At 64.4% G+C, this 21,321-nt stretch carries 16 protein-coding genes; 12 read left to right on the forward strand and 4 right to left on the reverse strand.

Going from position 1 to position 21,321, the window contains the following annotated elements; all coding sequences use genetic code 11:
• Positions 1-89 precede the first annotated feature (89 nt).
• Positions 90-1,313 (forward strand): alkaline phosphatase family protein, encoded by a 1,224-nt coding sequence (locus QRX40_RS07135; protein ID WP_313837329.1) that lies wholly within the window; start codon positions 90-92, stop codon positions 1,311-1,313.
• On the opposite strand, the gene sepH is transcribed toward QRX40_RS07135, so the two are convergent.
• Complete coding sequence (sepH, locus tag QRX40_RS07140) at positions 1,314-2,375, reverse strand: septation protein SepH (protein ID WP_313837331.1); 1,062 nt, start codon at positions 2,373-2,375, stop codon at positions 1,314-1,316.
• 167 nt (positions 2,376-2,542) lie between these two features.
• On the opposite strand from sepH, the gene QRX40_RS07145 reads away from it, so the two are divergent.
• The 3 genes from QRX40_RS07145 (at position 2,543) to QRX40_RS07155 (ending at position 5,745) form a co-directional block, all read left to right on the forward strand.
• Entirely contained in the window at positions 2,543-2,836 is a 294-nt protein-coding gene (locus tag QRX40_RS07145) for a DUF4193 domain-containing protein (RefSeq protein ID WP_024627827.1), read from the forward strand.
• A complete protein-coding gene (gene dut, locus QRX40_RS07150) occupies positions 2,836-3,300 on the forward strand; it encodes a dUTP diphosphatase (protein WP_306222012.1) in 465 nt (154 codons plus the stop codon). Before QRX40_RS07145 ends, dut begins: the two co-directional genes overlap by 1 nt.
• Positions 3,301-3,384: 84 nt before the next feature.
• Positions 3,385-5,745, forward strand: a complete 2,361-nt coding sequence (locus QRX40_RS07155) for a bifunctional (p)ppGpp synthetase/guanosine-3',5'-bis(diphosphate) 3'-pyrophosphohydrolase (protein ID WP_313837335.1) — start codon at positions 3,385-3,387, stop codon at positions 5,743-5,745.
• Positions 5,746-5,950: 205 nt separating this feature from the next.
• Here QRX40_RS07155 and QRX40_RS07160 read toward each other — a convergent pair whose 3' ends face one another.
• Positions 5,951-7,462, reverse strand: a complete 1,512-nt coding sequence (locus QRX40_RS07160) for a DUF349 domain-containing protein (protein ID WP_313837337.1) — start codon at positions 7,460-7,462, stop codon at positions 5,951-5,953.
• Between the two features lie 84 nt (positions 7,463-7,546).
• Here QRX40_RS07160 and hisS point away from each other — a divergent pair, with 84 nt between their 5' ends.
• From hisS to QRX40_RS07195, 7 genes are all read left to right on the forward strand, one after another.
• Positions 7,547-8,932, forward strand: coding sequence for a histidine--tRNA ligase (gene hisS, locus QRX40_RS07165; RefSeq protein ID WP_313837339.1), 1,386 nt, complete (start codon positions 7,547-7,549; stop codon positions 8,930-8,932).
• 39 nt (positions 8,933-8,971) lie between these two features.
• Entirely contained in the window at positions 8,972-10,774 is a 1,803-nt protein-coding gene (gene aspS, locus QRX40_RS07170) for an aspartate--tRNA ligase (RefSeq protein ID WP_313837341.1), read from the forward strand.
• A gap of 185 nt (positions 10,775-10,959) precedes the next feature.
• The gene (locus QRX40_RS07175; RefSeq protein WP_284143466.1) at positions 10,960-11,775 is read left to right on the forward strand and encodes an amino acid ABC transporter ATP-binding protein; all 816 of its coding nucleotides are present in this window, start codon (positions 10,960-10,962) and stop codon (positions 11,773-11,775) included.
• Between the two features lie 43 nt (positions 11,776-11,818).
• Positions 11,819-12,649 carry a glutamate ABC transporter substrate-binding protein gene (locus tag QRX40_RS07180; protein WP_180335391.1) on the forward strand — a complete coding sequence of 277 codons (831 nt, stop codon included), beginning with the start codon at positions 11,819-11,821 and terminating at the stop codon, positions 12,647-12,649.
• A 1-nt stretch (position 12,650) separates the two neighbouring features.
• Positions 12,651-13,328: an amino acid ABC transporter permease gene (locus tag QRX40_RS07185; RefSeq protein WP_024627819.1), complete on the forward strand. Its 678-nt coding sequence runs from the start codon at positions 12,651-12,653 to the stop codon at positions 13,326-13,328.
• Between the two features lie 6 nt (positions 13,329-13,334).
• The gene (locus tag QRX40_RS07190; RefSeq protein WP_313837344.1) at positions 13,335-14,498 is read left to right on the forward strand and encodes an amino acid ABC transporter permease; all 1,164 of its coding nucleotides are present in this window, start codon (positions 13,335-13,337) and stop codon (positions 14,496-14,498) included.
• Between the two features lie 74 nt (positions 14,499-14,572).
• Positions 14,573-17,176, forward strand: coding sequence for a DUF3516 domain-containing protein (locus QRX40_RS07195; RefSeq protein ID WP_313837346.1), 2,604 nt, complete (start codon positions 14,573-14,575; stop codon positions 17,174-17,176).
• A 10-nt stretch (positions 17,177-17,186) separates the two neighbouring features.
• Here the strand turns inward: QRX40_RS07195 and QRX40_RS07200 are convergent, their stop codons facing one another.
• Both QRX40_RS07200 and QRX40_RS07205 read right to left on the reverse strand, forming a co-directional pair.
• A complete protein-coding gene (locus QRX40_RS07200; protein WP_313837348.1) occupies positions 17,187-18,002 on the reverse strand; it encodes an amino acid ABC transporter ATP-binding protein in 816 nt (271 codons plus the stop codon).
• Complete coding sequence (locus QRX40_RS07205; RefSeq protein WP_313837350.1) at positions 17,999-19,513, reverse strand: amino acid ABC transporter substrate-binding protein/permease; 1,515 nt, start codon at positions 19,511-19,513, stop codon at positions 17,999-18,001. The genes QRX40_RS07200 and QRX40_RS07205 overlap by 4 nt, the downstream gene beginning before the upstream one ends.
• A 268-nt stretch (positions 19,514-19,781) precedes the next feature.
• Here QRX40_RS07205 and QRX40_RS07210 point away from each other — a divergent pair, with 268 nt between their 5' ends.
• Positions 19,782-21,176 (forward strand): replication-associated recombination protein A, encoded by a 1,395-nt coding sequence (locus QRX40_RS07210; protein WP_313837352.1) that lies wholly within the window; start codon positions 19,782-19,784, stop codon positions 21,174-21,176.
• The last annotated feature ends 145 nt before the right edge of the window (positions 21,177-21,321 follow it).

The following is a 21,321-nucleotide window of genomic DNA, read 5'->3' on the forward strand; positions in this document are numbered from 1 at the left end:
CCGCCTTATGATAACCGGACGGTCCGCCAAAGCATTGACAGCAGGGATGCGGTGTCGGCCTGGGGCCTGACCGTGCTTGAATGGGTTGTATGGGTCTGGATACACCTGACATGAAGGAACTGCTGCAGCCGAGTCCGCCTATCCAATACGGGGACCGGGCGGATGACAACCATGTTGGCGGGGCCAGGCATCTGTCCGCCGTCCTGCCTGCCCTGAGCGCCTGCCTGGGAACGCCTGTGGCCACCGACATCCACCCGTCTGCCGAGGCCCTCCAGAAGGCCCTGGGACTGCCGGAGGCCCGGTCGGTGGTCGTCGTCCTGGTGGATGGGCTGGGATTCTGGAATCTGGTCAGCCGCCAGGGCCATGTGCCCTACCTGCGCTCGCTGCTGTCCGAACCCATCAACCAGCGTCCCCTCTACACCAGCCTGCCCTCGACGACCGTGGCGGCCATGGGCGTCTTCGGCACCGGAACCAGCCCCGGGCTGACCGGCATGACCGGCTACACCCAGCTGAATCCGGACACCGGCCAGCTGGGCCAGATGATCCAGTTCAGGGGGGCTCAGGATCCCGAGCGCCTGCAACGCCGTCCCACGGTCTTCGAGACCCTCCAGGCGCAAGGGGTGCGTGTCACCTCCTCGGGCCTGCCGCGTTTTCGCGACTCAGCCCTGACCCGCGCGGCTCTGCGCGGCGGGGAGTACCTGGCCCACAACCACTCCCGTCAGCGTCTCCTGGCCGCCTGCCAGGCTGCCCGCCAGCCGGGGCTGACCTACCTCTACATCCGCGATGTGGACAAGGTGGGCCACCACAGCGGCTGGGAGGGCGAGGAGTGGGTGGCCGCTCTTGAAGCGACCGATGCACAGCTGGCCGAGCTTCATCGCCGCCTGCCCGCCGGGACACTGACGGTGATCGTGGCCGATCACGGCATGGTTGAGTCCGATCCGAACCAGCGCATTGACATCGCCCAGGACCCGGAGCTGAGCCAGGATGTGCGACTGGTGGGCGGCGAGCCCAGGGCGGTCATGCTCTATCTGGACCAGGGGGCGGACCCCCAGGTCGTGGCCGCCCGTTGGCGGGGGCGTCTGGGGGAGCGAGCCTGGGTGCTGACCCGGGGCCAGGCCATCCAAGGGGGAATCTTCGGTCCTGTGGATGCCCGGATTCGACCCATGATCGGCGACCTTCTGGTGCTGGCCGGCGATCGGATCACCTTAGTGAATTCGGCTGATCAGACCGATGCAGCGACCAGGCTGCCTGGCGTCCATGGCTCATGGACCCGTCTGGAGACGCAGATCCCCTGCCTGATCGATCTGGTCTGACTACTTGCCGAAGAGGATCTCATCCCAGCTGGGCACGGCCGACCGTCCGGAGTGTTTTTTGGCCCGCTTGCTGCGGCGGCCCTCCTTGGGCTGATCCTCCTGCTCGTCCTGTCCGGCATCATCGCCTGGATCCTCTTGCCGGGGCTGCTCCTGGTTCGCCTGGCCCTGCCCATGGTTCTGCACGGGCAGGACCATGGTGGATTCGTTGTCTCTGATGGGAGGATGCTCGGCCGTGTCAGAGTCCTCGGTCAGTTCTGCACTGGGGTGGCTGGGCTCCCGCTCGGCTGTCCGCTCCTGGCTCTCCTTGGGCTTGCCATAGAGCCAGGCCGTGAGTGCCGCCTGACGTTCACCGCTCTCCTGGCCTTCCGATCCGGCGTCCTCTTCTTCTATTTGGGTAAAGGTATCCTTCTGGCTTGGAGGCCGCCTGTCGGTCTGATCGTCAATCGCTTCAGCAGGCCGATCCTGGCCATGATCGTCCGTGGAATTGTCCAGCAGCATCCTTGCGGCCCCGTTCAGGCAGGTCACCGTGTTGTCATGCATGTTCCATGCCCAGCGGGCGTTGAAAATCCGTTTGTCCAGCGTAAACACGCCGTTGATGTTCCAGGGTTCGTACCCTCGTCTGGTGGCCTGCCAGGAAACCTGTGTCAGGCTGACCCCCGCACGGGCCAGCACCTTGCCGATCAGTTCCTGATAGTTTCGCCCGCCCGACCCCTTGGGCGCCGGCATGGTCAGGAACTGCTCGATGGCGTACTTCTTCTCGGTTTCAACGGGAGCCGCGAAACGCCGTACCAGCGCTTCGTTGACAGCGTATTGCTGAGCCACCTGCTCGGGGCGGGCACCGGCGCGCACAGCCGCCTGAATGGCCGAGACGGGCAGGGGCTTGGACTTGCCGGTCTGGGGGTCCACGTCCTCTTCCTCCTTGACCTGCTTGGCCTCAAGAATGGCGCGATCAAGCGCATCGTCGACCCTTACGGCGAAGTGCCGGTGGTCACAGACGAAGACCAGATCGCCCCTGTCGTCGACATGGTCAAAGCTGGCCACCCTGGTCCCATTCTCAGACATGCACGCCCCTATCCTCTTACGGTTCCTTTACACGGCCTTAGGTATTTCCATTGTGCCCTATGGTTCGTATTTTACGTGCTTTTGAAATCGTGTATCCTATGCGCAGTACATATCGTGTGAAATGACCGGCATACGAGGTGGCTGGTCGAACAAGGAAAGGGTACACGATGGCACAGGATTACGATACCCCGCGAGACAAGGACGAAGACGAGGAATCCCTGCAGGAGCTGGGCAAAAGCGGCCAGGATGCCGGGGCCGATCTGGACGACGACGAGAACGCCATCGCCGAGGACTATGAGCTGCCGGGCGCCGACCTGAGCAATGAGGACTCTTCGGTGACTGTCATTCCCATGCAGGGCGATGAATTCATCTGCTCCAACTGCTTCCTGGTCAAACACCGGAGCCAGCTGGCCTACACAACCCCCGACGGCAAGCCCGTCTGCAAGGAGTGCGCCGCCTAATGGCCTACGACGAGTCCTACAACGAGCCAGAAACGGTCGAGGTCCTGTTCGAATCCTTGGATGGGGCCGAGGTGCCGGAATACGCCATGCCTGGCGATGCAGGAGCCGATCTGCGAGCCAGGGTGGCCGTGGATCTGGCCCCCTTCCAGCGGGCGCTGGTTCCCACCGGTGTCGCTCTGGCCCTGCCCAACGGGTACGTCGGCCTGGTTCACCCACGCTCGGGGCTGGCAGTCAAGATGGGGGTGACCGTGCTCAACGCGCCAGGAACCATCGATGCCGGGTACCGGGGCGAGATCAAGGTGCCGCTGATCAACTTGGATCCGCATGAGCCGGTTCACTTCGAGCCTGGGGAGCGCATTGCCCAGCTGATCATTCAGCGCTACGTGCAGGCCCGTTTCGTGCCCGCAGAACGTCTGCCTGGCTCGGTGCGTTCGGATGCCGGATTCGGCTCGACGGGCCGATGAGGCATCCTTCGGACACGGACGGCCTGAATGGGTCAGGCGCAAGTGTAGGATTGGTGCATTATATTCAGGATATTGGAGGCTTGAATGGTCACTCCGGAGGGCAGCGTCTGCAGCAATGATGTCGGCGAGCAGGCCCCTTCCGGCCTGTCCTCCAGAGCCTTGGGCTGCGAGATCAGCGACGATGCGCTCAACCCCCTGATGCCCATCCAGGAGATCTGCGCCGCCCACCATCCCGGCGAGGACCTGTCCATGCTCCAGCGCGCCTATGACCGGGCTGTAGTCCAGCATGCCAACCAAAGGCGCAAGTCCGGCGAGCCCTACATCATTCATCCGCTGGCTGTGGCCCAGATCCTGGCCGACCTGGGCATGGGTCCCACGGTGGTTTCGGCCGGCCTGCTGCACGACACCGTGGAGGACACCGACTACACCCTGGAACAGTGCCGCAATGAGTTCGGCGACACCGTGGCCGGTCTGGTGGATGGGGTCACCAAGATATCCAAGATGGACTACGGCGATTCGGCCCAGGCCGAGACCATCCGCAAGATGATCGTGGCCATGAGCCGGGATGTGCGCGTCCTGGTGGTCAAGCTGGCCGACCGGGTCCACAACGCCCGCACCTGGCGCTACGTCAAGGCCTCGTCAGCCCAGCGCAAGGCCCGCGAGACCCTTGATGTCTACGCGCCTCTTGCCAACCGGCTGGGCATGAACGCCATCAAGACCGAGCTGGAGGAGCTCAGCTTCAAGACCCTCTATCCCAAGATCTACAACGAAATCGTAGTGCTGGTCTCCCGCAGGGCGGGCCAGCGGGAGGTCTACCTGAAGCAGATCCTGGACGAGATCCACGAGGATCTGGATGCCCAGGGCATCAAGGCTCAGGTGACCGGCCGGCCCAAGGACTACTTCAGCATCTACCAGAAGATGATCGTGCGAGGGCACGATTTCGCCAACATCTACGACCTGGTAGGGGTGCGCATCATCGTGGACACCATCCGCGACTGCTATGCGGCCCTGGGCGCCGTCCATGCACGCTGGAGCCCGGTGCCTGGGCGGTTCAAGGACTACATCGCCATGCCCAAGACCAACCGCTACCAGTCCCTGCACACCACGGTGGTGGGCCCGGGCGGCAAGCCGGTGGAGATCCAGATCCGCACCTGGCAGATGCACCGCCGGGCCGAGTTCGGCATCGCCGCCCACTGGAAGTACAAGGAGAACGGTTCCGCAGGCCGTGAGCTCTCCCAGCCGGACAAGTCCGATGTCAAGCGCGAACGCCAGGAGGGGGAGCTGACCCAGGAGGACAACCTGACCTGGATCCAGCAGCTGGCCGACTGGACCAGCGAGACTCCGGACTCCAACGAATTTTTGGGCTCCCTCAAGGACGATCTGGGTTCGGCCGAGGTCTATGTGTTCACCCCCAAGGGCAAGATCATCTCCCTGCCGGCCGAATCCACCCCCGTGGACTTCGCCTACGCCGTCCACACCGAGGTGGGGCACAGAACCATGGGCGCCAGGGTGAACGGCCGTCTGGTCCCCCTGGACACCAAGCTTCGCAACGGGGACACGGTCGAGATCCTGACCAGCAAGTCGGACACCGACGGACCCTCGCGCGACTGGCTCAGCTTCGCCAAGAGCCCCCGCGCCCGCAGCAAGATCCGTCAGTGGTTCAGCAAGGAGCGTCGTTCGGAGACCATCGAGGAGGGCAAGGACGAGCTGATCCGCGCCATGCGCAAGCGGAACCTGCCCGTGGCCACCCTGTTGACCCCCGAAGCCATGGTGGGGGCCGCCGACGAGCTCAACTATCCCAATGAGAAGGCGGTCTACGCTGCCATTGGCGACGGACAGGTCTCCACTCAGAACGTGATCTCCCGGCTGGTTCATGACGCTGGACGGTCGGCCCTTGAGGACGAGGTGGAGCAGGAGGCCATTCCTCTGCAGCGGGTCGCCAAATCCAGCCGGCCGGAGACCTCCCAGGGGATCTCGGTCAAGGGCGTGGACGATGTCTGGGTCAAGCTGGCCCGTTGCTGCACCCCAGTGCCGGGAGATCCCATCACCGGGTTCATCACCCGCAACCAGGGCGTCTCGGTCCATCGGTCCGACTGCCAGAACCTTCTGGACCTGCGCAAGAAGCAGCCCGAACGGATCATCGAGGTCTCTTGGACGGGCAAACAGGGCACCTTCATGGTCCAGATCCAGGTGGAGGCCCTGGACCGGCCCCACCTGCTCTCGGACATCACCCAGGTGCTGTCCGACCACGGCGTCAACATCCTGTCGGGCAGCCAGTCCACTGGCCGTGACCGGGTGGCGGTCAGCCAGTTCGTCTTCGAGATGGGCGATCCCCAGCATCTGAACACGCTCCTGGCGGCCGTCAGGAAGATCGACGGGGTCTTCGATGCCTATCGGCTGACCGGAGCCAAGGGCTCGGCCAGTCCCCATATGCGGGCCATCTGACCTTCCCTCTCAGTCACCAATATGTCCGCATACCTTCTGCACTCTTTCGACGGCATTCTTCCTGTTGTGCTGTCGAAGTGATCATTTGCTTCCAGCCTTGAAAATTCACTGGGCCACAGTCTGAAAGACGGCTGTCAACGGTGGTTGCAGAAGGACCCCCGGTGGTCAATGACCAGGCCGGGGGCCCTGACGGAAACAGATGCGATCAGCGCACGGCGTTCATCCACTGTTCCTTGGTGGCCTTCTCGGCCTCCAGTTCCTGCTTCTTGGCTGGATCCTGCTCGGCGGCGATCCGACGGTCCAGGTTCTCAAGCTGGGCGGCCAGCTGCTGCTCGAAGCTGGAGACTCGGGCATCGGCCTCGGGGTCGGACTGGTTCCAGGCCGCATCCTCCACGGCCTTGATCTGCCGGTCCACGGCATCCATCCTGCCCTCGATCCGGCGCACGTCGTCACGGGGGACGAAGCCGATGCCGTCCCATTCCTCCTGGATCTTGGCCAGCTCCTGCCGGGCCTGCTTGGCGGCCTTGGTGTCCTTGACGGGCAGCAGAGCCTCGGCCTTGGCCACCAGGGCCTCCTTCTTGGTCAGATTTTCGCGCTCGTTGACCGAGGTCTTGTCCCGGTCTGCCTGGCGGGCGTTGAAGAAGACATCCGCGGCCTGGCGGAACCGAGCCCAGAGGGCGTCGTCATCCTGGCGTCCTGCCCGTCCGGCCTGCTTCCAACGGTCCATGAGCTCGTTGAACTGGTGGGAGGTGGGCCCCCAGTCGGTGGAGTCCTTGATCTGGTCGGCCTCGGCGATGATCTCCTCCTTGATCCGCTTGGTCTCGGACCGCTGGGCATCACGCTGCTGGGCCCACTTGCGGCGGGCCTGGTTGAAGGTGGTGCGGGCAGACGAGAAGCGCTTCCAGAGCGCGTCCGCGTCGGCCTTGTCGATGCGGATGGTCGTGCGCTGGTGATGCTGCCACTGCTCGAAGAGGGAACGGAACTTGTCCGCTGTGGACCGCCAGTTGGTGGAGTCGCCCAGGGATGCGGCCAGATCTTCGGCCTTCTCCACGATGGCAGTCCGCTCCTTGATGGCCTTGGCCATGGCATCCTTGCGGGCCTGCGCCAGCTCGGCCTTGCGCGCCTGCCCTTGTTCAGCCAGCTGATCCAGCTGTGTGCGGAGGGCGGCGAGGTCGCCGACGGCCTCGGGCTGCTTGGTCTCCTCTTTGAGCGAGGTGAGGGACTCGTCGATCTCGTGGGCCTTGATCTTGGGGCTGCGCAGCCTGGAGGCAAAGAGGTTCAGCTTCTCCTTGAGGTCCAGGTATCGGCGGGCATAGAGGTTCAGGGCCTCCTTTGTGTCTGCGTTGGGGAACTGACCTACCTGGCGCTCCTGATCGCCCTCGCGGACGAATACGTTGCCCTGCTCGTCCACCCGGCCGAAGGCTTCGGCCTTGTCGATCTCTTCCTGGCTGTATGAGGGAGCGGCTGGAGCGGCCTTGACGCGAGGGGCCTTGTGGGCCAGAGCCGCAGGGGAGGGGACTGCCTTGGGCTTGGGCACAGCCGGTGCCGGTGCGCTCTGGGTCGGAGCATCCTCTGCGGGAGCAGTTTGCTCGGCGGCTGCCTGTCCCTGTCCGGCTTCGGGTGCCGGCGCAGCGGCGACCTGGCCCGCCGCATCCACGGTGTGGTCCTTCTGCGGTGTCGAGGTGTTCTCGGGTGTAATGGCGGTGTTGTCGGCCATGGCCAGCTCCTTAGGCTTGTGTGTTGGAGAGATCGCAAAATATGGCAATACCATTTTCCTTGACCTCCTATAGTATAGGTTCTTATGGCAAAAGGCACATCTCTATCCGGTTTCCCTGAATGGCTTCCTTCACAACGAGTAGTGGAGCAGCGCATCACCGACACGCTCCGCAAGGTCTTCGAATTGAACGGCTACATCGGCATTGAGACCAGGGCCGTAGAAGAGGGATCCAGCCTGCTCAAGAAGGGGGAGACCAGCAAGGAGATCTACCTGCTTTCCCGTCTTCAGGACCTGGGGCAGGAAAAGGATGTGCCGGTGGAGCGCCGGCTGGGCCTGCATTTTGACCTGACCGTGCCGCTGAGCCGCTACGTGGTGGAGCACAGCAACGATCTGACCTTCCCCTTCAAGCGCTGGCAGATCCAGAAGGTCTGGCGTGGGGAGCGCCCCCAGGAGGGACGGTTCAGGGAGTTCGTCCAGGCCGATATAGATGTGATCGGCAACGGGGAACTGCCCGACCACTACGAGGTCGAGGTCCCCCTGGTCATGCTGAGCGCCCTGGAGGAGCTGCGGGCCTTCGGCCTGCCCAAGCCCACCGTGCACGCCAACAACCGCAAGCTTTCCGAGGGGTTCTACCGGGGTCTGGGCCTGGAGGATGTCGAGGGCGTTCTGCGCGAAATCGACAAGCTGGACAAGATCGGTCCCGATGAGGTGGCCAGCCTGCTGGTCAGCGAGTGCGGCGCCAATGAGGACCAGGCCAGGGCCTGCCTGGATCTGGCTGAGCTGACCGCCGACGATGGCCAGCAGCTGCGCCAGCGCTTCGACGCCCTGGTCGACAAGGTTGGCATCGATAAGGGGTCTTCTTCATATGCCCTGGCCATCGAGGGGCTGGAGACGCTGGCCATGATCATCGACGAGGCCGCCCGCATCCGGCCTGGCTCGGTCATCGCCGACCTGAAGATCGCCCGCGGGCTGGACTACTACACCGGCTCGGTCTACGAGACCTTCCTGGAGGGGGCGCAGTCCCTGGGGTCCATCTGCTCTGGAGGCCGCTATGACAACCTGGCCAGCCAGGGCAACCGCACCTACCCGGGTGTGGGGCTGTCCATCGGGCTTTCACGCCTGCTCTCCTACCTGCTGGCCCAGGGGGTCCAGGCCTCAAGGGTCTCCCCGGCTGCGGTCATGGTCGCTGTCTGGGACGAGGAGGACCGCACCGCCAGCAACCACATCGCCCAGGACCTGCGTGACAGGGGGATCGCCGCCGACGTGGCTCCCACCGCGGCCAAGATCGGCAAGCAGATCCGCTATGCCGACCGCCTGGGCATCCCCTATGTCTGGTTCCCCGCCAAGGAGGGCCAGCAGGAGGGCGACCAGGTCAAGAACATCATCACCGGCGAACAGATTCCGGCTGACCTGGTGTCGTGGACGCCGGATAGCCTGTATGCCCGGCAGAGTGTGGAATACCAGGCCTGACGCAGGGGCAGGCCGAGCATTATGGAGGTACAGGAAAGCATGGGCCAGTCGGCTTACAGAACGAGCTACGCCACGGATGTCACGCAGGATATGGTCGGTCGCCAGGTGACGGTGGCCGGGTGGGTGGATCGCCGCCGGGATCACGGAGGCGTGGCCTTCATCGACCTGCGTGACCGTTCCGGTCTGGTGCAGATCGTCATCTATGACGAGGAAGAGGCCCGGCCCCTGCGCAGCGAGTACGTGATCCAGGTCACCGGCAAGGTCCGCGAACGCCCCGAGGGCAACGACAACGAGCATCTGTCCACCGGGCACATCGAGATCGTGGCCGACAAGATCGAGGTTCTGGCCAAGTCGGCCGCCCTGCCCTTCCAGGTGTCCACGGCCCTGGAGAACGAGGCCGAGAACAAGCTGCCCGGCGAGGATGTGCGGCTGCGCTACCGTTATCTGGACCTGCGCCGCCCCTCCATGCAGCGCAACATCCGTCTGAGGGCCGCCATGAACCGTGCCGCCCGTGCCGCCTTGGACAAGATGGACTTCTGCGAGATCGAGACGCCGACCCTGATCAAGTCCACCCCCGAGGGTGCCCGCGACTTCCTGGTGCCGGCCCGTCTGGTGCCCGGATCCTGGTACGCCCTGCCGCAGTCCCCACAGCTGCTCAAGCAGCTGCTGATGGTGGGCGGCTTCGAGCGTTACTACCAGATCGCCCGCTGCTACCGCGACGAGGACTTCCGTGCCGACAGGCAGCCCGAGTTCACCCAGCTGGACATCGAGATGAGCTTCGCCTCCCAGGAGGACGTCATGGCCATGGCCGAGCAGGTCATCGCCGAGGTCTGGAAGGCTGCAGGATTCGAGGTCACCCTGCCCATTCCCAGGATCAGCTGGCAGGAGGCTATGGACAAGTACGGCTCCGACAAGCCTGACCTGCGCTTCGGCAACCCCATCGTCGAGCTGACCGACTACTTCAAGGACACCCCCTTCCGTGTATTCCAGGCTCCCTACGTGGGCGCCGTGGTCTACCAGGGTGCTGCCAACCTGCCCCGCAGGCAGTTCGATGCCTGGCAGGAGTGGGCCCGCCAGCGGGGTGCCAAGGGTCTGGCCTATGTCCAGTTCACCGGCGATGGCACCCTCAAGGGTCCCGTGGCCAAGAACCTGTCTGATGCCGAGCGCCAGGGCCTCAAGGAGGCTGTGGGCGCCTCGGACGGGGATGCCGTCTTCTTTGCAGCCGGACCCCGCGAGGCCTCGCAGACCCTGCTGGGTGCGGCCCGTGTGGAGATCGCCCGCCGCCAGGGGCTGCTCAAGCCCGACGAGTTCGCCCTGACCTGGGTGGTGGACTTCCCGCTCTTCAAGCCCACCGACGACCCGGATGACGACGATGTGGCCGTGGGCCATTCCAAGTGGACCTCCATGCACCACCCCTTCACCATGCCCTCGGCCGACTGGATCGACCGTTTCGACGAGGATCCCGAGCACGCCATGAGCGACTCCTACGACATCGTCTGCAACGGCGAGGAGATGGGCGGCGGCTCGGTGCGTATCCACCGTGACGACATCCAGGACCGGATCTTCAAGGTGCTGGGCATCGGCCCCGAGGAGGCCCAGGAGAAGTTCGGCTTCCTGCTGGATGCCTTCAAGTACGGCGCTCCGCCCCACGCGGGCATCGCCTTCGGCTGGGACAGGACCGCACAGATCCTGACGGGGGCGGATTCCATCCGCGACGTCATCGCCTTCCCCAAGTCCGGCGGCGGCCAGGATCCCATGACCGGGGCTCCGGCCCCCATCTCCGACCAGCAACGCGCCGAGACCGGCGTGGACTGGGAGCCGGATGAGGAGGATGCCGACTGAGCGCATCCCGCCGCTGATCGGCGAGAGTCTTCAAAGGGCTGGAATCCTGCGGGGTTCCGGCCCTTATTGTGTATGCCTTGTTATGCACTGCGGACCGATCGGGCCGGGCTTTGCCCTTGCCTCGGCTTGACCGAAGAACCGTTTCTATGGCCGTTCTGCAACAAAGGATGAGTAAACTGCCCAATATGAGCGAAACAACCAAACATCCGTCGGAGCGGATTCTGCCGGAGAAACCGGCCTCGGATCGCCCCGTCAAGGACAAGTCCGGGCCGCTGGTCGAGCTGGCCCACGTCGAGAAGCATTTTGGCAGCCTGCACGTCCTCAAGGACATCAACCTGCAGGTCGACACCGGCGAGGTGCTGGTGGTGGTCGGGCCCTCAGGCTCCGGCAAGTCCACCATGTGCCGGACCATCAACCGCCTGGAGTCCATCGACTCCGGCGTTATCAGGATCGAGGGGGAGCCCCTGCCCCAGGAGGGACGCGACCTGGCTCGGCTCAGGGCCGAGGTAGGCATGGTCTTCCAGTCCTTCAACCTGTTCGCCAACAAGACCATCCTGGAGAACATGACCCTGGCGCCCATCAAGGTGCGCCACATGCCCAAGAAGGATGCGGAGGACCTGGCCATGGACCTCTTGGCCCGGGTGGGCGTGGAATCCCAAGCCTCCAAGATGCCCTCCCAGCTCTCCGGCGGGCAGCAGCAGCGTGTGGCCATCGCCCGCGCCCTGGCCATGCAGCCCAAGATCATGCTCTTCGACGAGCCCACATCAGCCCTGGACCCGGAGATGGTCAACGAGGTGCTGGATGTCATGATCCAGCTGGCCCAGGAGGGCATGACCATGATCTGCGTGACCCATGAGATGGGCTTTGCCCGTCAGGCGGCCGACCATATCGTCTTCATGGCCGATGGGCGGATCCTGGAAAAGGATGACCCCGACGACTTCTTCGACCACCCCAAGACCCAGCGGGCCGCCGACTTCCTGTCCAAGATTCTGACCCACTGAAGCAGGAGGGAAGCATATCCGCATGAATGCAAGCATGCATGGCATGGGCCGGCCGCTGAAACGGCTGGCCAGGAATCTGACCGCGATCCTGTGCGCTCTGGGTTGCCTGGTCTCCCTGGCGGCCTGCGGCTCCGACAAGGAGGCAGGCAAGATCCGGGTGGGCATCAAGTTCGACCAGCCCGGTCTGGGCTTCAAGAAGGCCGGGACCTATGTGGGCTTCGACGTGGACGTGGCCACCTATATCGCCGACAAGCTGGGCTACAGCGCCGACGACATCGTCTGGAAGGAGGCCCCCTCCAAGCAACGGGAGGCCATGCTCCAGAACGGCGACGTGGACATGATCCTGGCCTCATACTCCATAACGGATGAGCGCAAGCGGGCCGTCTCCTTCGCCGGACCCTACATCGTGGCCGGCCAGGACCTGCTGGTGCGCAAGGAGGACCACCATATCCGCGGCCCCGAGGACCTCAACGGCAAGCGTCTGTGCTCGGTGACCGGGTCCACCTCGGCCGTCACCGTCAAGAAAAAGTTTGCCAAGGAGGTCCAGCTGATGGAGCAGCCCGGCTACGCCGAATGCGCCACCGCCCTCTTCTCCGGCATCGTCGATGCGGTCACCACCGACGACATCATCCTGGCCGGCCTGGCCTCCGCCTCCCGGGGAAGACTGCGGCTGGTGGGCAAGCCCTTCACCCAGGAGTACTACGGCGTGGGCATCAAGAAGGGCAATACCAAGCTGGCCCACAAGATCAATGCGGCCCTGGCCGACATGGAGGCCAACGGCTCCTGGCAGCGGGCGCTGGAGAACAACACCCGGGGCACCCACTACAAACCCGACCCGCGGTTCAATCCGCCCAAGCCCACGGAAGGAGAGTGAGATGTCAACCATCATCGAACTGTTTTCCGACTACGACATCCCGGCGGCCTTCTGGGTCAACATCCAGCTGACCCTCTGGTCGGCCCTCTTCTCGCTGATTCTGGGCATCATCCTGGTGATCATGCGCATCTCGCCCATCTCCTCCCTGCGCGCCGTCGGCCGAGGGTATGTGGAGTTCTTCCAGAACATGCCTTTGACCATCATCATGGTCTTCATGGTCCTGGGGGCCTTCGCCCAGCTCAAGATCAGCTTCTCGCCGGAATTCTCCGTCAACTTCTTCTGGCTGGCGGTGACGGGCCTGTCCCTGTATACGGCGGCCTTCGTCTGCGAGTCCCTGCGCTCGGGCATCAACACGGTGCCCCTGGGCCAGGCCGAGGCGGCCCGTGCCTTGGGGCTGAGCTTCTTCCAGTCGGCCTCGCAGATCATTCTGCCTCAGGCCTTCCGCGGGTCGGTGGCGCCCCTGGGCAACACCTTCATCGCCCTGCTGAAGAACTCCACCGTGGCTGCAGCCGCTTCCGTGGCTTCCGAGAGCTCCTCCCTGATGAGCGAGATGATCGAGTTCCACGCCAACGCCATTGTGGCCATCTTCCTGATCTTCGCCCTGGGATACGTGATCCTGGTTCTGCCTATCGGGGCGCTGACCACGTACCTGTCCAACAAGCTGGCAGTAAGGAGGTGAGCGGCCATGGCACAGGACAATGAGAGCTCGCTGCTCTTCGATCAGCCCGGTCCCAAGGGCCGGCGCACCATACGAATCGTCAACTGGATAGCCGCCGTCATCTTCGCCATCGTGGTCATCCTGGTGCTGATGAGGCTGCACAACCCTCCGGACGGCGAGAACCAGCTGAGTTGGGAGCTCTGGCGCCCGGCCCTGGACTACGAAGCCTGGTCCGACTTCTACCTGCCCGGGCTCTGGCTGACCATCAAGGCCTCGGTCGTGGCAGTGATAGGCTCGGTCATCTTCGGATTCGTCTTCGGCATCGGCCGTCTGCTGCCCAACGGGTTGGTCAGGGCAGTCTCAGGCATCATAGTGGAGTTCTGCCGGGCTGTTCCGGTGTTGATGATGATGATCTTCTTCTGGCGCTGGTTCGCCTTTGCCGGAATCAGCCAGGCCTCCTACTGGGCCGTCGTGCTGGGCCTGATCCTCTACAACGGCTCCGTGGTGGCTGAGCTGATTCGTTCGGGCGTGGGCAACCTGCCCAACGGCCAGCGCGAGGCCTCCCTGGCCCTGGGGCTGACCAGGACCCAGTCGCTGATGCAGATCGAGGTTCCCCAGGCCGTCTACGCCATGCTGCCGGCGGCTGTTACCCAGCTGGTCGTGGTCCTCAAGGACACGGCTCTGGGCTCCATCATCATGTACACGGATCTGCTGCAGGAGTCCCGTCGTCTGGGTTCCATGTACTTCAACATCCTGCAGACCCTGGTGGTGGCCTCGGTGGTCTACTTCTTCGTCTGCTTCCTGCTGTCCCACTTCGCCCGCTGGCTGCCCAAGAAGATGCAGGAGCGCACTGCCGCCCCCGCCGACTTCGTGGAGCCTGCCGCGCCCGTGGCCATCATGGATCCCTCCAATGTCAACCAGATAGCCGTGGCCAAGGAGGTGGACGAGGACCGGTACGGCGGCGCGCCGCTGCAGTATCATGCACATCACCGTGGATCCAACGCCTCCATCAAGCACTGGAGGAAGACCCGTTACATCCAGGGCTATGACAGGACCCAGCCCGACACGCTGGTCGATCCGCACAAGGCGAGTCTGGAGATTCCGGACTTCCTCAAGCCTGGACGTGGCGGCCGCTCCGACGGCGATCAGAAGGACGAGGGCAAGAAGCAGGAGGGCAAAGACCAGGGCTGACCGGTCCTCAGCTCCCATGATTCCAAGCCAGTCTCCGGCCGGACTTGTGTGCCTGGCCGGATAGACTGGTGGACATGGTCCAAGAACATGCTGATTCCTCAACCGCCTCAACCGACCAGCCTCCCTCCCTGGGCGACCTGGTCCCCGAGGCGGGAGGCCCCCGCAACCTGACCGAGGATCAGATTTACGACCGCTTCTTCTCCTGGGTGGCTTCCCGGGGCATCACCCCCTGGCCGCACCAGGAGGAGGCCGTCCTCTCCCTGGTTTCAGGCGACCATGTGATCCTGTCGACCCCGACCGGCTCGGGCAAGTCCATGGTGGCCCTGGCCATGCATTTCATCGCCTTGTGCACAGGGCGGCGCTCCTATTACACGGCTCCCATCAAGGCCCTGGTCTCCGAGAAGTTCTTCGACCTGGTTTCGGTTCTGGGTCGCGACCGTGTTGGCATGATCACCGGCGACACCCATATCAACACGGATGCCCCGGTCATCTGCTGCACTGCCGAGATCCTGGCCAACCAGGCCTTGAGGGAGGGTCGCCATGCCGATATCGGCTGCGTGGCCATGGATGAGTTCCACTATTACGGGGACCCGGACCGAGGCTGGGCCTGGCAGGTGCCTCTGCTGACCCTGCCCGATGTGCAGTTCCTGCTCATGTCTGCCACCCTGGGCGACGTGGATCAGATCGCCGTGGACCTGGAACGCAAAACCGGGGTGGGTGTGGACATCGTCGCCGATGCCCCTCGGCCGGTGCCTCTGGACTACCGTTATGTGGACACCCCATTGCCCAACACTGTGGAGTCCTTGCTGGCCGATGGGGATTCGCCGGTCTACATTGTTCACTTCTCCCAGGATGCCGCCCTGGAGACGGCCCAGGCCCTGTCCAGCACGGGGGTCTCCGACCGGGGCCAGCGGGACCGGATCAAGGAGGCCATGGCCGGCACCCGCTTCACCACGGCCTTCGGCAGGATTCTGCAGCGGCTGCTGCGCACCGGGGTCGGGGTCCACCATGCGGGCATGCTGCCCCGGTACCGGCGCCTGGTGGAGCAGCTGGCCCAGGATGGCCTTCTGCCGGTCATCTGCGGCACGGACACCCTGGGGGTCGGCATCAACGTGCCCATCCACACGGTCCTGCTGACCGGGCTGACCAAGTTCGACGGCTACAGGATGCGTCGCCTGAGGGCCCGGGAATTCCACCAGATTGCTGGCAGGGCCGGGCGCATGGGCTTCGACACCAGCGGGCTGGTCGTGGCCGAGGCCCCCGAATACGAGATAGAGAACGCCAGGGCCGTGGCCAAGGCGGGCAACGACCCCAAGAAGCTCAAGCGGATCAAACGCAAGAAGCCCCAGGAGGGGTTCGTCACCTGGGGCAAGGGGACCTTCGACAAGCTGATCGAGGCCCGTCCCGAGACCCTGACGCCGCACCTGAAGATCTCCCACGCCATGGTCCTCAACGAGGTCGACCAGGGCGGCGATGCCAGGAGGCGGGTGGAGGACCTGATCGAGGACTCCCGTCAGACCCCGCAGCAGAAGGAGCATCTGCAGGACCGGGCCTACGAGATCTTCCAGACTCTGACCGACACCGGGGTCATCGAGACCGAACGGAACCCGGACGGCGGCCTGGACTACTTCACGACCGTGGATCTGCCCGAGGACTTCGCCCTGGACCAGCCCCTTTCGCCCTTCCTGCTGGCCGCCCTGGAGCTGCTGGATCCCGAGGACCCTGACTACGACATGAACCTGCTCTCCATGGTCGAGGCCACCCTGGAGGATCCCCGGCAGATTCTCAAGGCCCAGCAGCGGCAGGCCCGTGACGCGGCCATCCAGCAGATGAAGGAGGATGGCCTGGAGTACGAGGAACGGATGGAACGCCTGCAGGAGGTGACCTGGCCCAAGCCCCTGGAGGAGCTGCTGGGGGAGGCCTTCGACCGCTACCGTCGGGACGTTCCCTGGGCCAACGACTATGAGATCCACCCCAAGTCCGTGTTGCGGGACATGATCGAGACGGCCTCGGACTTCAACGGCTACATCGCCCGCTACGGAATATCCCGGTCGGAGGGGACCCTGCTGCGCTATCTGTCCGATGCCTACCGGGCGCTCAGCAGGACGGTCCCCGAAGAGTTCATGGATGAGCGACTGGAGGACATCCTGGCCTGGCTGGGACTGATTGTGCGCTCGGTGGACTCCAGCCTGGTGGATGAATGGGAGGCCGCAGGCAGGGCCGAAAACGGCGAAGTCGCAAGCGGCCTGGATGCCGCCCCGCCCAAGGTGGAGGACCAGGTGGTGGCTGACCGGCGTGGGCTGACCCTGCTGGTGCGCAACGCCATGTTCCAGCGGGTGGAGCTGGTGGCTGCCGACCGGCCGGAGGCCCTGGCCGACCTGGATGCAGACTGGGGCTACGGCCTGCGGGCCTGGAGCGATGCACTGGATGACCTCTATGAGGACCATGAGCAGATCCTGACCGATGCCCAGGCCCGGTCCTCGGACTTCTTTAGTCTGGATGACCGGGACGAGCTTCAGGGGCACACCTGGCGGGTCCAGCAGATCTTCGACGATGTGGAAGGCGAACGCGACTGGGGCATCGCCGGCATCGTGGACCTGGATGCCACCCAGGAGAGCGGCCAGGTGGTCTTCAAGGAATACCAGGTGGGTCCCATCGAGGAGCTGATGGACCTCTAGCTCCGAGGCGTTACAGGACCTTGGAGAGGAAGGACTGCAGCCGAGGGCTCTGTGGGTGGCCGAAGATCTGCTCGGGCGTGCCCTCCTCCTCGATGATCCCGGCATCGGTGAAGATCACCCTGGAGGAGACCTCCCGGGCGAAGGCCATCTCGTGGGTGACCAGAATCATGGTCATGCCGCCCTCGGCCAGGGAGCGGATGACTTCAAGCACGTCGCCCACCATCTCCGGATCCAGGGCCGAGGTGGCCTCGTCGAAGAGCATGATGTCCGGGTGCATGGCCAGTGCGCGGGCGATGGCCACACGCTGCTGCTGCCCGCCCGACAGGTCCGTGGGCCTTGCGTCCGCCTTCTCCTGAAGCCCTACGGTCTCCAGCAGTTCCAGGGCCTGCTGCCGGGCATCCTCCTTGGGGGTCTTGTGCAGCATATGGGGGGCCAGCGTGATGTTGTCGGCCACGCTCATGTTGGGGAAGAGGTTGAAGTGCTGGAAGACCATGCCCACGTGCTCGCGCAGCTTGTCGATGTTGGTCTTGGGATCGGAAATGTCGATCCCATAGACGCTGATGGTCCCCGAAGTGGGCATCTCCAGGGCGTTGATGCAGCGCAGCAGGGTGGACTTGCCCGCGCCCGAGGGGCCGATGATGGAGATGACCTCGCCCGGCTTGACCTCCATGTCGATCCCCTTGAGGACCTCGGTGTCGCCGTAGCGCTTATGCAGGTCGCGGATGGATACGGCCGCCTGGGAAGTTCCCTGGTTGAGGCGACCTTGGTTCTGGCGGATGCGACGGGTCAGTCGTCCGGTGTCCATGTCCGGGTCCTCGAAGTTCATCGATGCAGCCTCCTATCGAGCATATTGGCCATCCAGGTCAGGGCGCTGATGGCGACGAAGTAGATGACGCCCACCATGAACAGGGTCTCGGTCACGCGGAAGTTGGCCGCGTAGATCTGCTGGGCCTGGTAGAGCAGCTCGCCGAAGCCGATGGCCAGCAGCAGGGAGGAGTCCTTGAGCATGATGACCAGCTGGTTGATGATGGAGGGCGTGGCGAATCTGACGGCCTGGGGCAGGATGACCCGACGCAGGGCCATGCGACGTGTCAGGCCCAGGCTGCGGGCCCCCTCCATCTGCCCGACGTCAACCGACTCGATGGCCCCGCGCACGATCTCCACCAGGTAGGCTCCGGAGTTCAGGGACAGGGTCAGCGCGCCGGCCAGCCAGATGCTGATGCGGTGACCGATCAGCTGGGGGACGCCCAGGTAGAAGAAGAAGGCCCAGACCAGAACGGGTGTGCCCCTGAAGACCGCCACGTAGATCCGGGCGATCCAGGACAGGATCCGGTTGGGGCTGATCCGCCACAGTCCCAGGATGATGCCGATGGCCAGGGCGATGACGAAGGATATGGCCGTGATGGCCAGGGTGTTGCGCAGGCCCAGCATCAGGGAGGGGAAGGCCTGGCGGACCAGCTCGAAGAATCCTGGCCTGGAGGCGGGGGCGCTCTTGCTGGACTGGCCGCTGCCCACGTAGGAATCGACCAGCTTCTTATAGCTGCCGTCAGCCTTCATCCTGGCCAGACCCTCGTTGAAGGCGGCCACGAACTCCTTGTTCTCGCCCTTGCGGACGGCCGCCCCGTAGGAGGCGCCAGGCTCCTTCTTGGTCACGGTCTTCAGCCCGTTGCCCTGGGCGATGCCGTAGGCCAGGACCGGGTAGTCGTCGATGACCGCCTGGGCATTGCCGGACTTGACCATCTCATACATGGTGGAGGACTGGTCCACCGCCTTGACCGTGAAACCGTACTGGGCCGCACGCTGCTTGGCGAAGGCCTCGCCCTCGCTGCCCGTCTTGACGGCCACCACGCTGCCTTGCAGATCCTTGTAGCTGTGGATCTGGTCGTTGTCCTTGGCGATGGCCATCTGCACGCCGGAGTCGAAATAGGGGTCGGTGAAGTCGTAGACCTGCTTGCGCTGGTCGGTGATGGTCATACCGGCTATGACCACATCGGCCTGCTGGGAGTTCAAGGCCTGCAGGGCGGCGTTGAAGCCCAGGGACTGGATCTGCACCGAGAACCCCTCGATGTCGGCGATCTTGCGGATCAGATCCATATCGATGCCGACCAGCTTGCCGGAGGAGTCGCGGAATTCGAAGGGGGCAAAGGTGGTGTCGGTGGCGACGCGGAAGGTGCGTCCGTGGACCGCCTGCGCGGCGGGTGAGTCCTGGGCCGCCTGCGCCGGCGTGGCCAGGGGGGCGACAATCAGGGCTGAGAGCCCCAGGACCAGGGCAAGCAGGCCCATGGCCCACCTGCCTGGACCGGATGTCCATCCCTGGCGAACATGCTTGGCGATCACTGGCGATTCTCCTTATTGCTCCTACTGTGCCGGTCCCGGTTGTTTCAGGGCGCAGGCCTTGCTGCCGCCCATGGGCCTACCTGAAGATGTTCAGGCGGATGACCAGTAAACTGTACACACACCGGGTTTCCGGGACCCAACTACGCGCTGGGCGATACGGTCATATAGGTTTCTAGTCTAGCGCGTTCGTCTTGCTGTTTGTGGCAGGCGCAGGCCTATGCTGGTGAAGGCGGGGAGCCATAGGGCCCCGAGGAATGAGGTATTGCAGATGGTTGATGATCTCTTCCAGGCGGCGGATCCCCCCGAGGAGCACACCCTGCCTCTGGCGGTCAGGATGCGGCCCAGGAGCCTGGACGAGGTGGTCGGCCAGGACAAGGTCACGGCTCCTGGAACCCCCTTGGAGCGGCTGGCCCGGTCGGATCCGAACAACCGCCTGACGGCTCCCAGCTCGGTCATTCTTTTCGGTCCTCCCGGGGTGGGCAAGACCACCCTGGCCTACATCGTCGCCCGACAGTCCGGGCGGCATTTCGAGGAGCTTTCGGCCGTCACCTCGGGGGTCAAGGAGGTGCGGCAGGTCCTCGCCCAGGCTCGGGAGCGGCTGGTCAGCCAGGGCCAGGAGACGGTCCTCTTCATCGATGAGGTCCACCGCTTTTCCAAGTCCCAGCAGGATGCCCTGCTGCCCAGCGTGGAGAACCGGGATGTGACTTTTATCGCAGCCACCACGGAGAATCCCAGCTTTTCGGTCATTGCGCCCCTGCTTTCCCGCTCGGTGGTGGTCAAGCTGGAGGCCCTGGACGACCAGGACCTGGCCAAGCTGGTCCGCAGGGCCGTCAAGGACCAGCGGGGGCTCAAGGACCAGGTGCGGCTGGATGCAGAGGCTCTGGACCAGATCGTGCGCTTTTCCGGGGGCGACGCCCGTCGTGCTCTGACCATTCTGGAGGCTGCGGCCGGGGCCGTCACCGAGGGCGGGCCTCGTGCCAAGGGGGCGCGTCGGCCCCTGATCAATGCCAAGGTGGTCTCCTCGGTCATGGACGTGGCCGCCGTCCGCTATGACAAAAAGGGCGACGACCACTATGACGTGGCCTCGGCCTTCATCAAGTCCATGCGGGGTTCCGACGTGGATGCGGCCCTGCACTACCTGGCTCGGATGATCCGGGCAGGCGAGGACCCGCGTTTCATCGCCCGACGGATCATGATCGCCTCCGCCGAGGAGGTGGGCATGGCCTCTCCGGAGGTGCTGGAGATCACGGTCGCGGCTGCCCAGGCCGTGGCCATGGTGGGCATGCCGGAGGCCCGGCTGATCCTGGCCGAGGCAGTCATCGCCGTGGCCACTGCGCCCAAGTCCAACGCCTCCTACCTGGCCATCAACCAGGCCCTGGAGGATGTGGACGCCGGGCATATCGGCCAGGTTCCCCTGCACCTGCGCAATGCCCCCACCAAGCTGATGAAGGCCTGGGGCAACCATGAGGGCTACCAGTATGCCCACGATGCGCCGGATGCGGTGGCGGCCCAGCAGTACATGCCCGACGAACTGGTCGGGCGACGCTACTACCACCCCAATGATCGTGGCTATGAGCGTCAGCTGGGTCCACGACTGGAGGCCATCAGGGCCATCCTGGACAGGGCAGCCGGGCCGGGGGGAAACGCCGGGTCTGGGCAATGACCGTCCAGACTCCTATACTGGGCACCCAATAGACGTTGAGCAGCCACACAATGACCGAAACGCCGCAGGGTCCAGGCCTTCCATATTGACGGTCGCCACGCTCCCACAAGGAGCCTGTCGTCGTCGGCAGGTCTGGCATGGACGC

Origin of the sequence: Bifidobacterium sp. H6bp9 (assembly GCF_032193695.1) — a bacterium.
GTDB classification, from domain to species: Bacteria; Actinomycetota; Actinomycetes; order Actinomycetales; family Bifidobacteriaceae; genus Bombiscardovia; species Bombiscardovia kimbladii.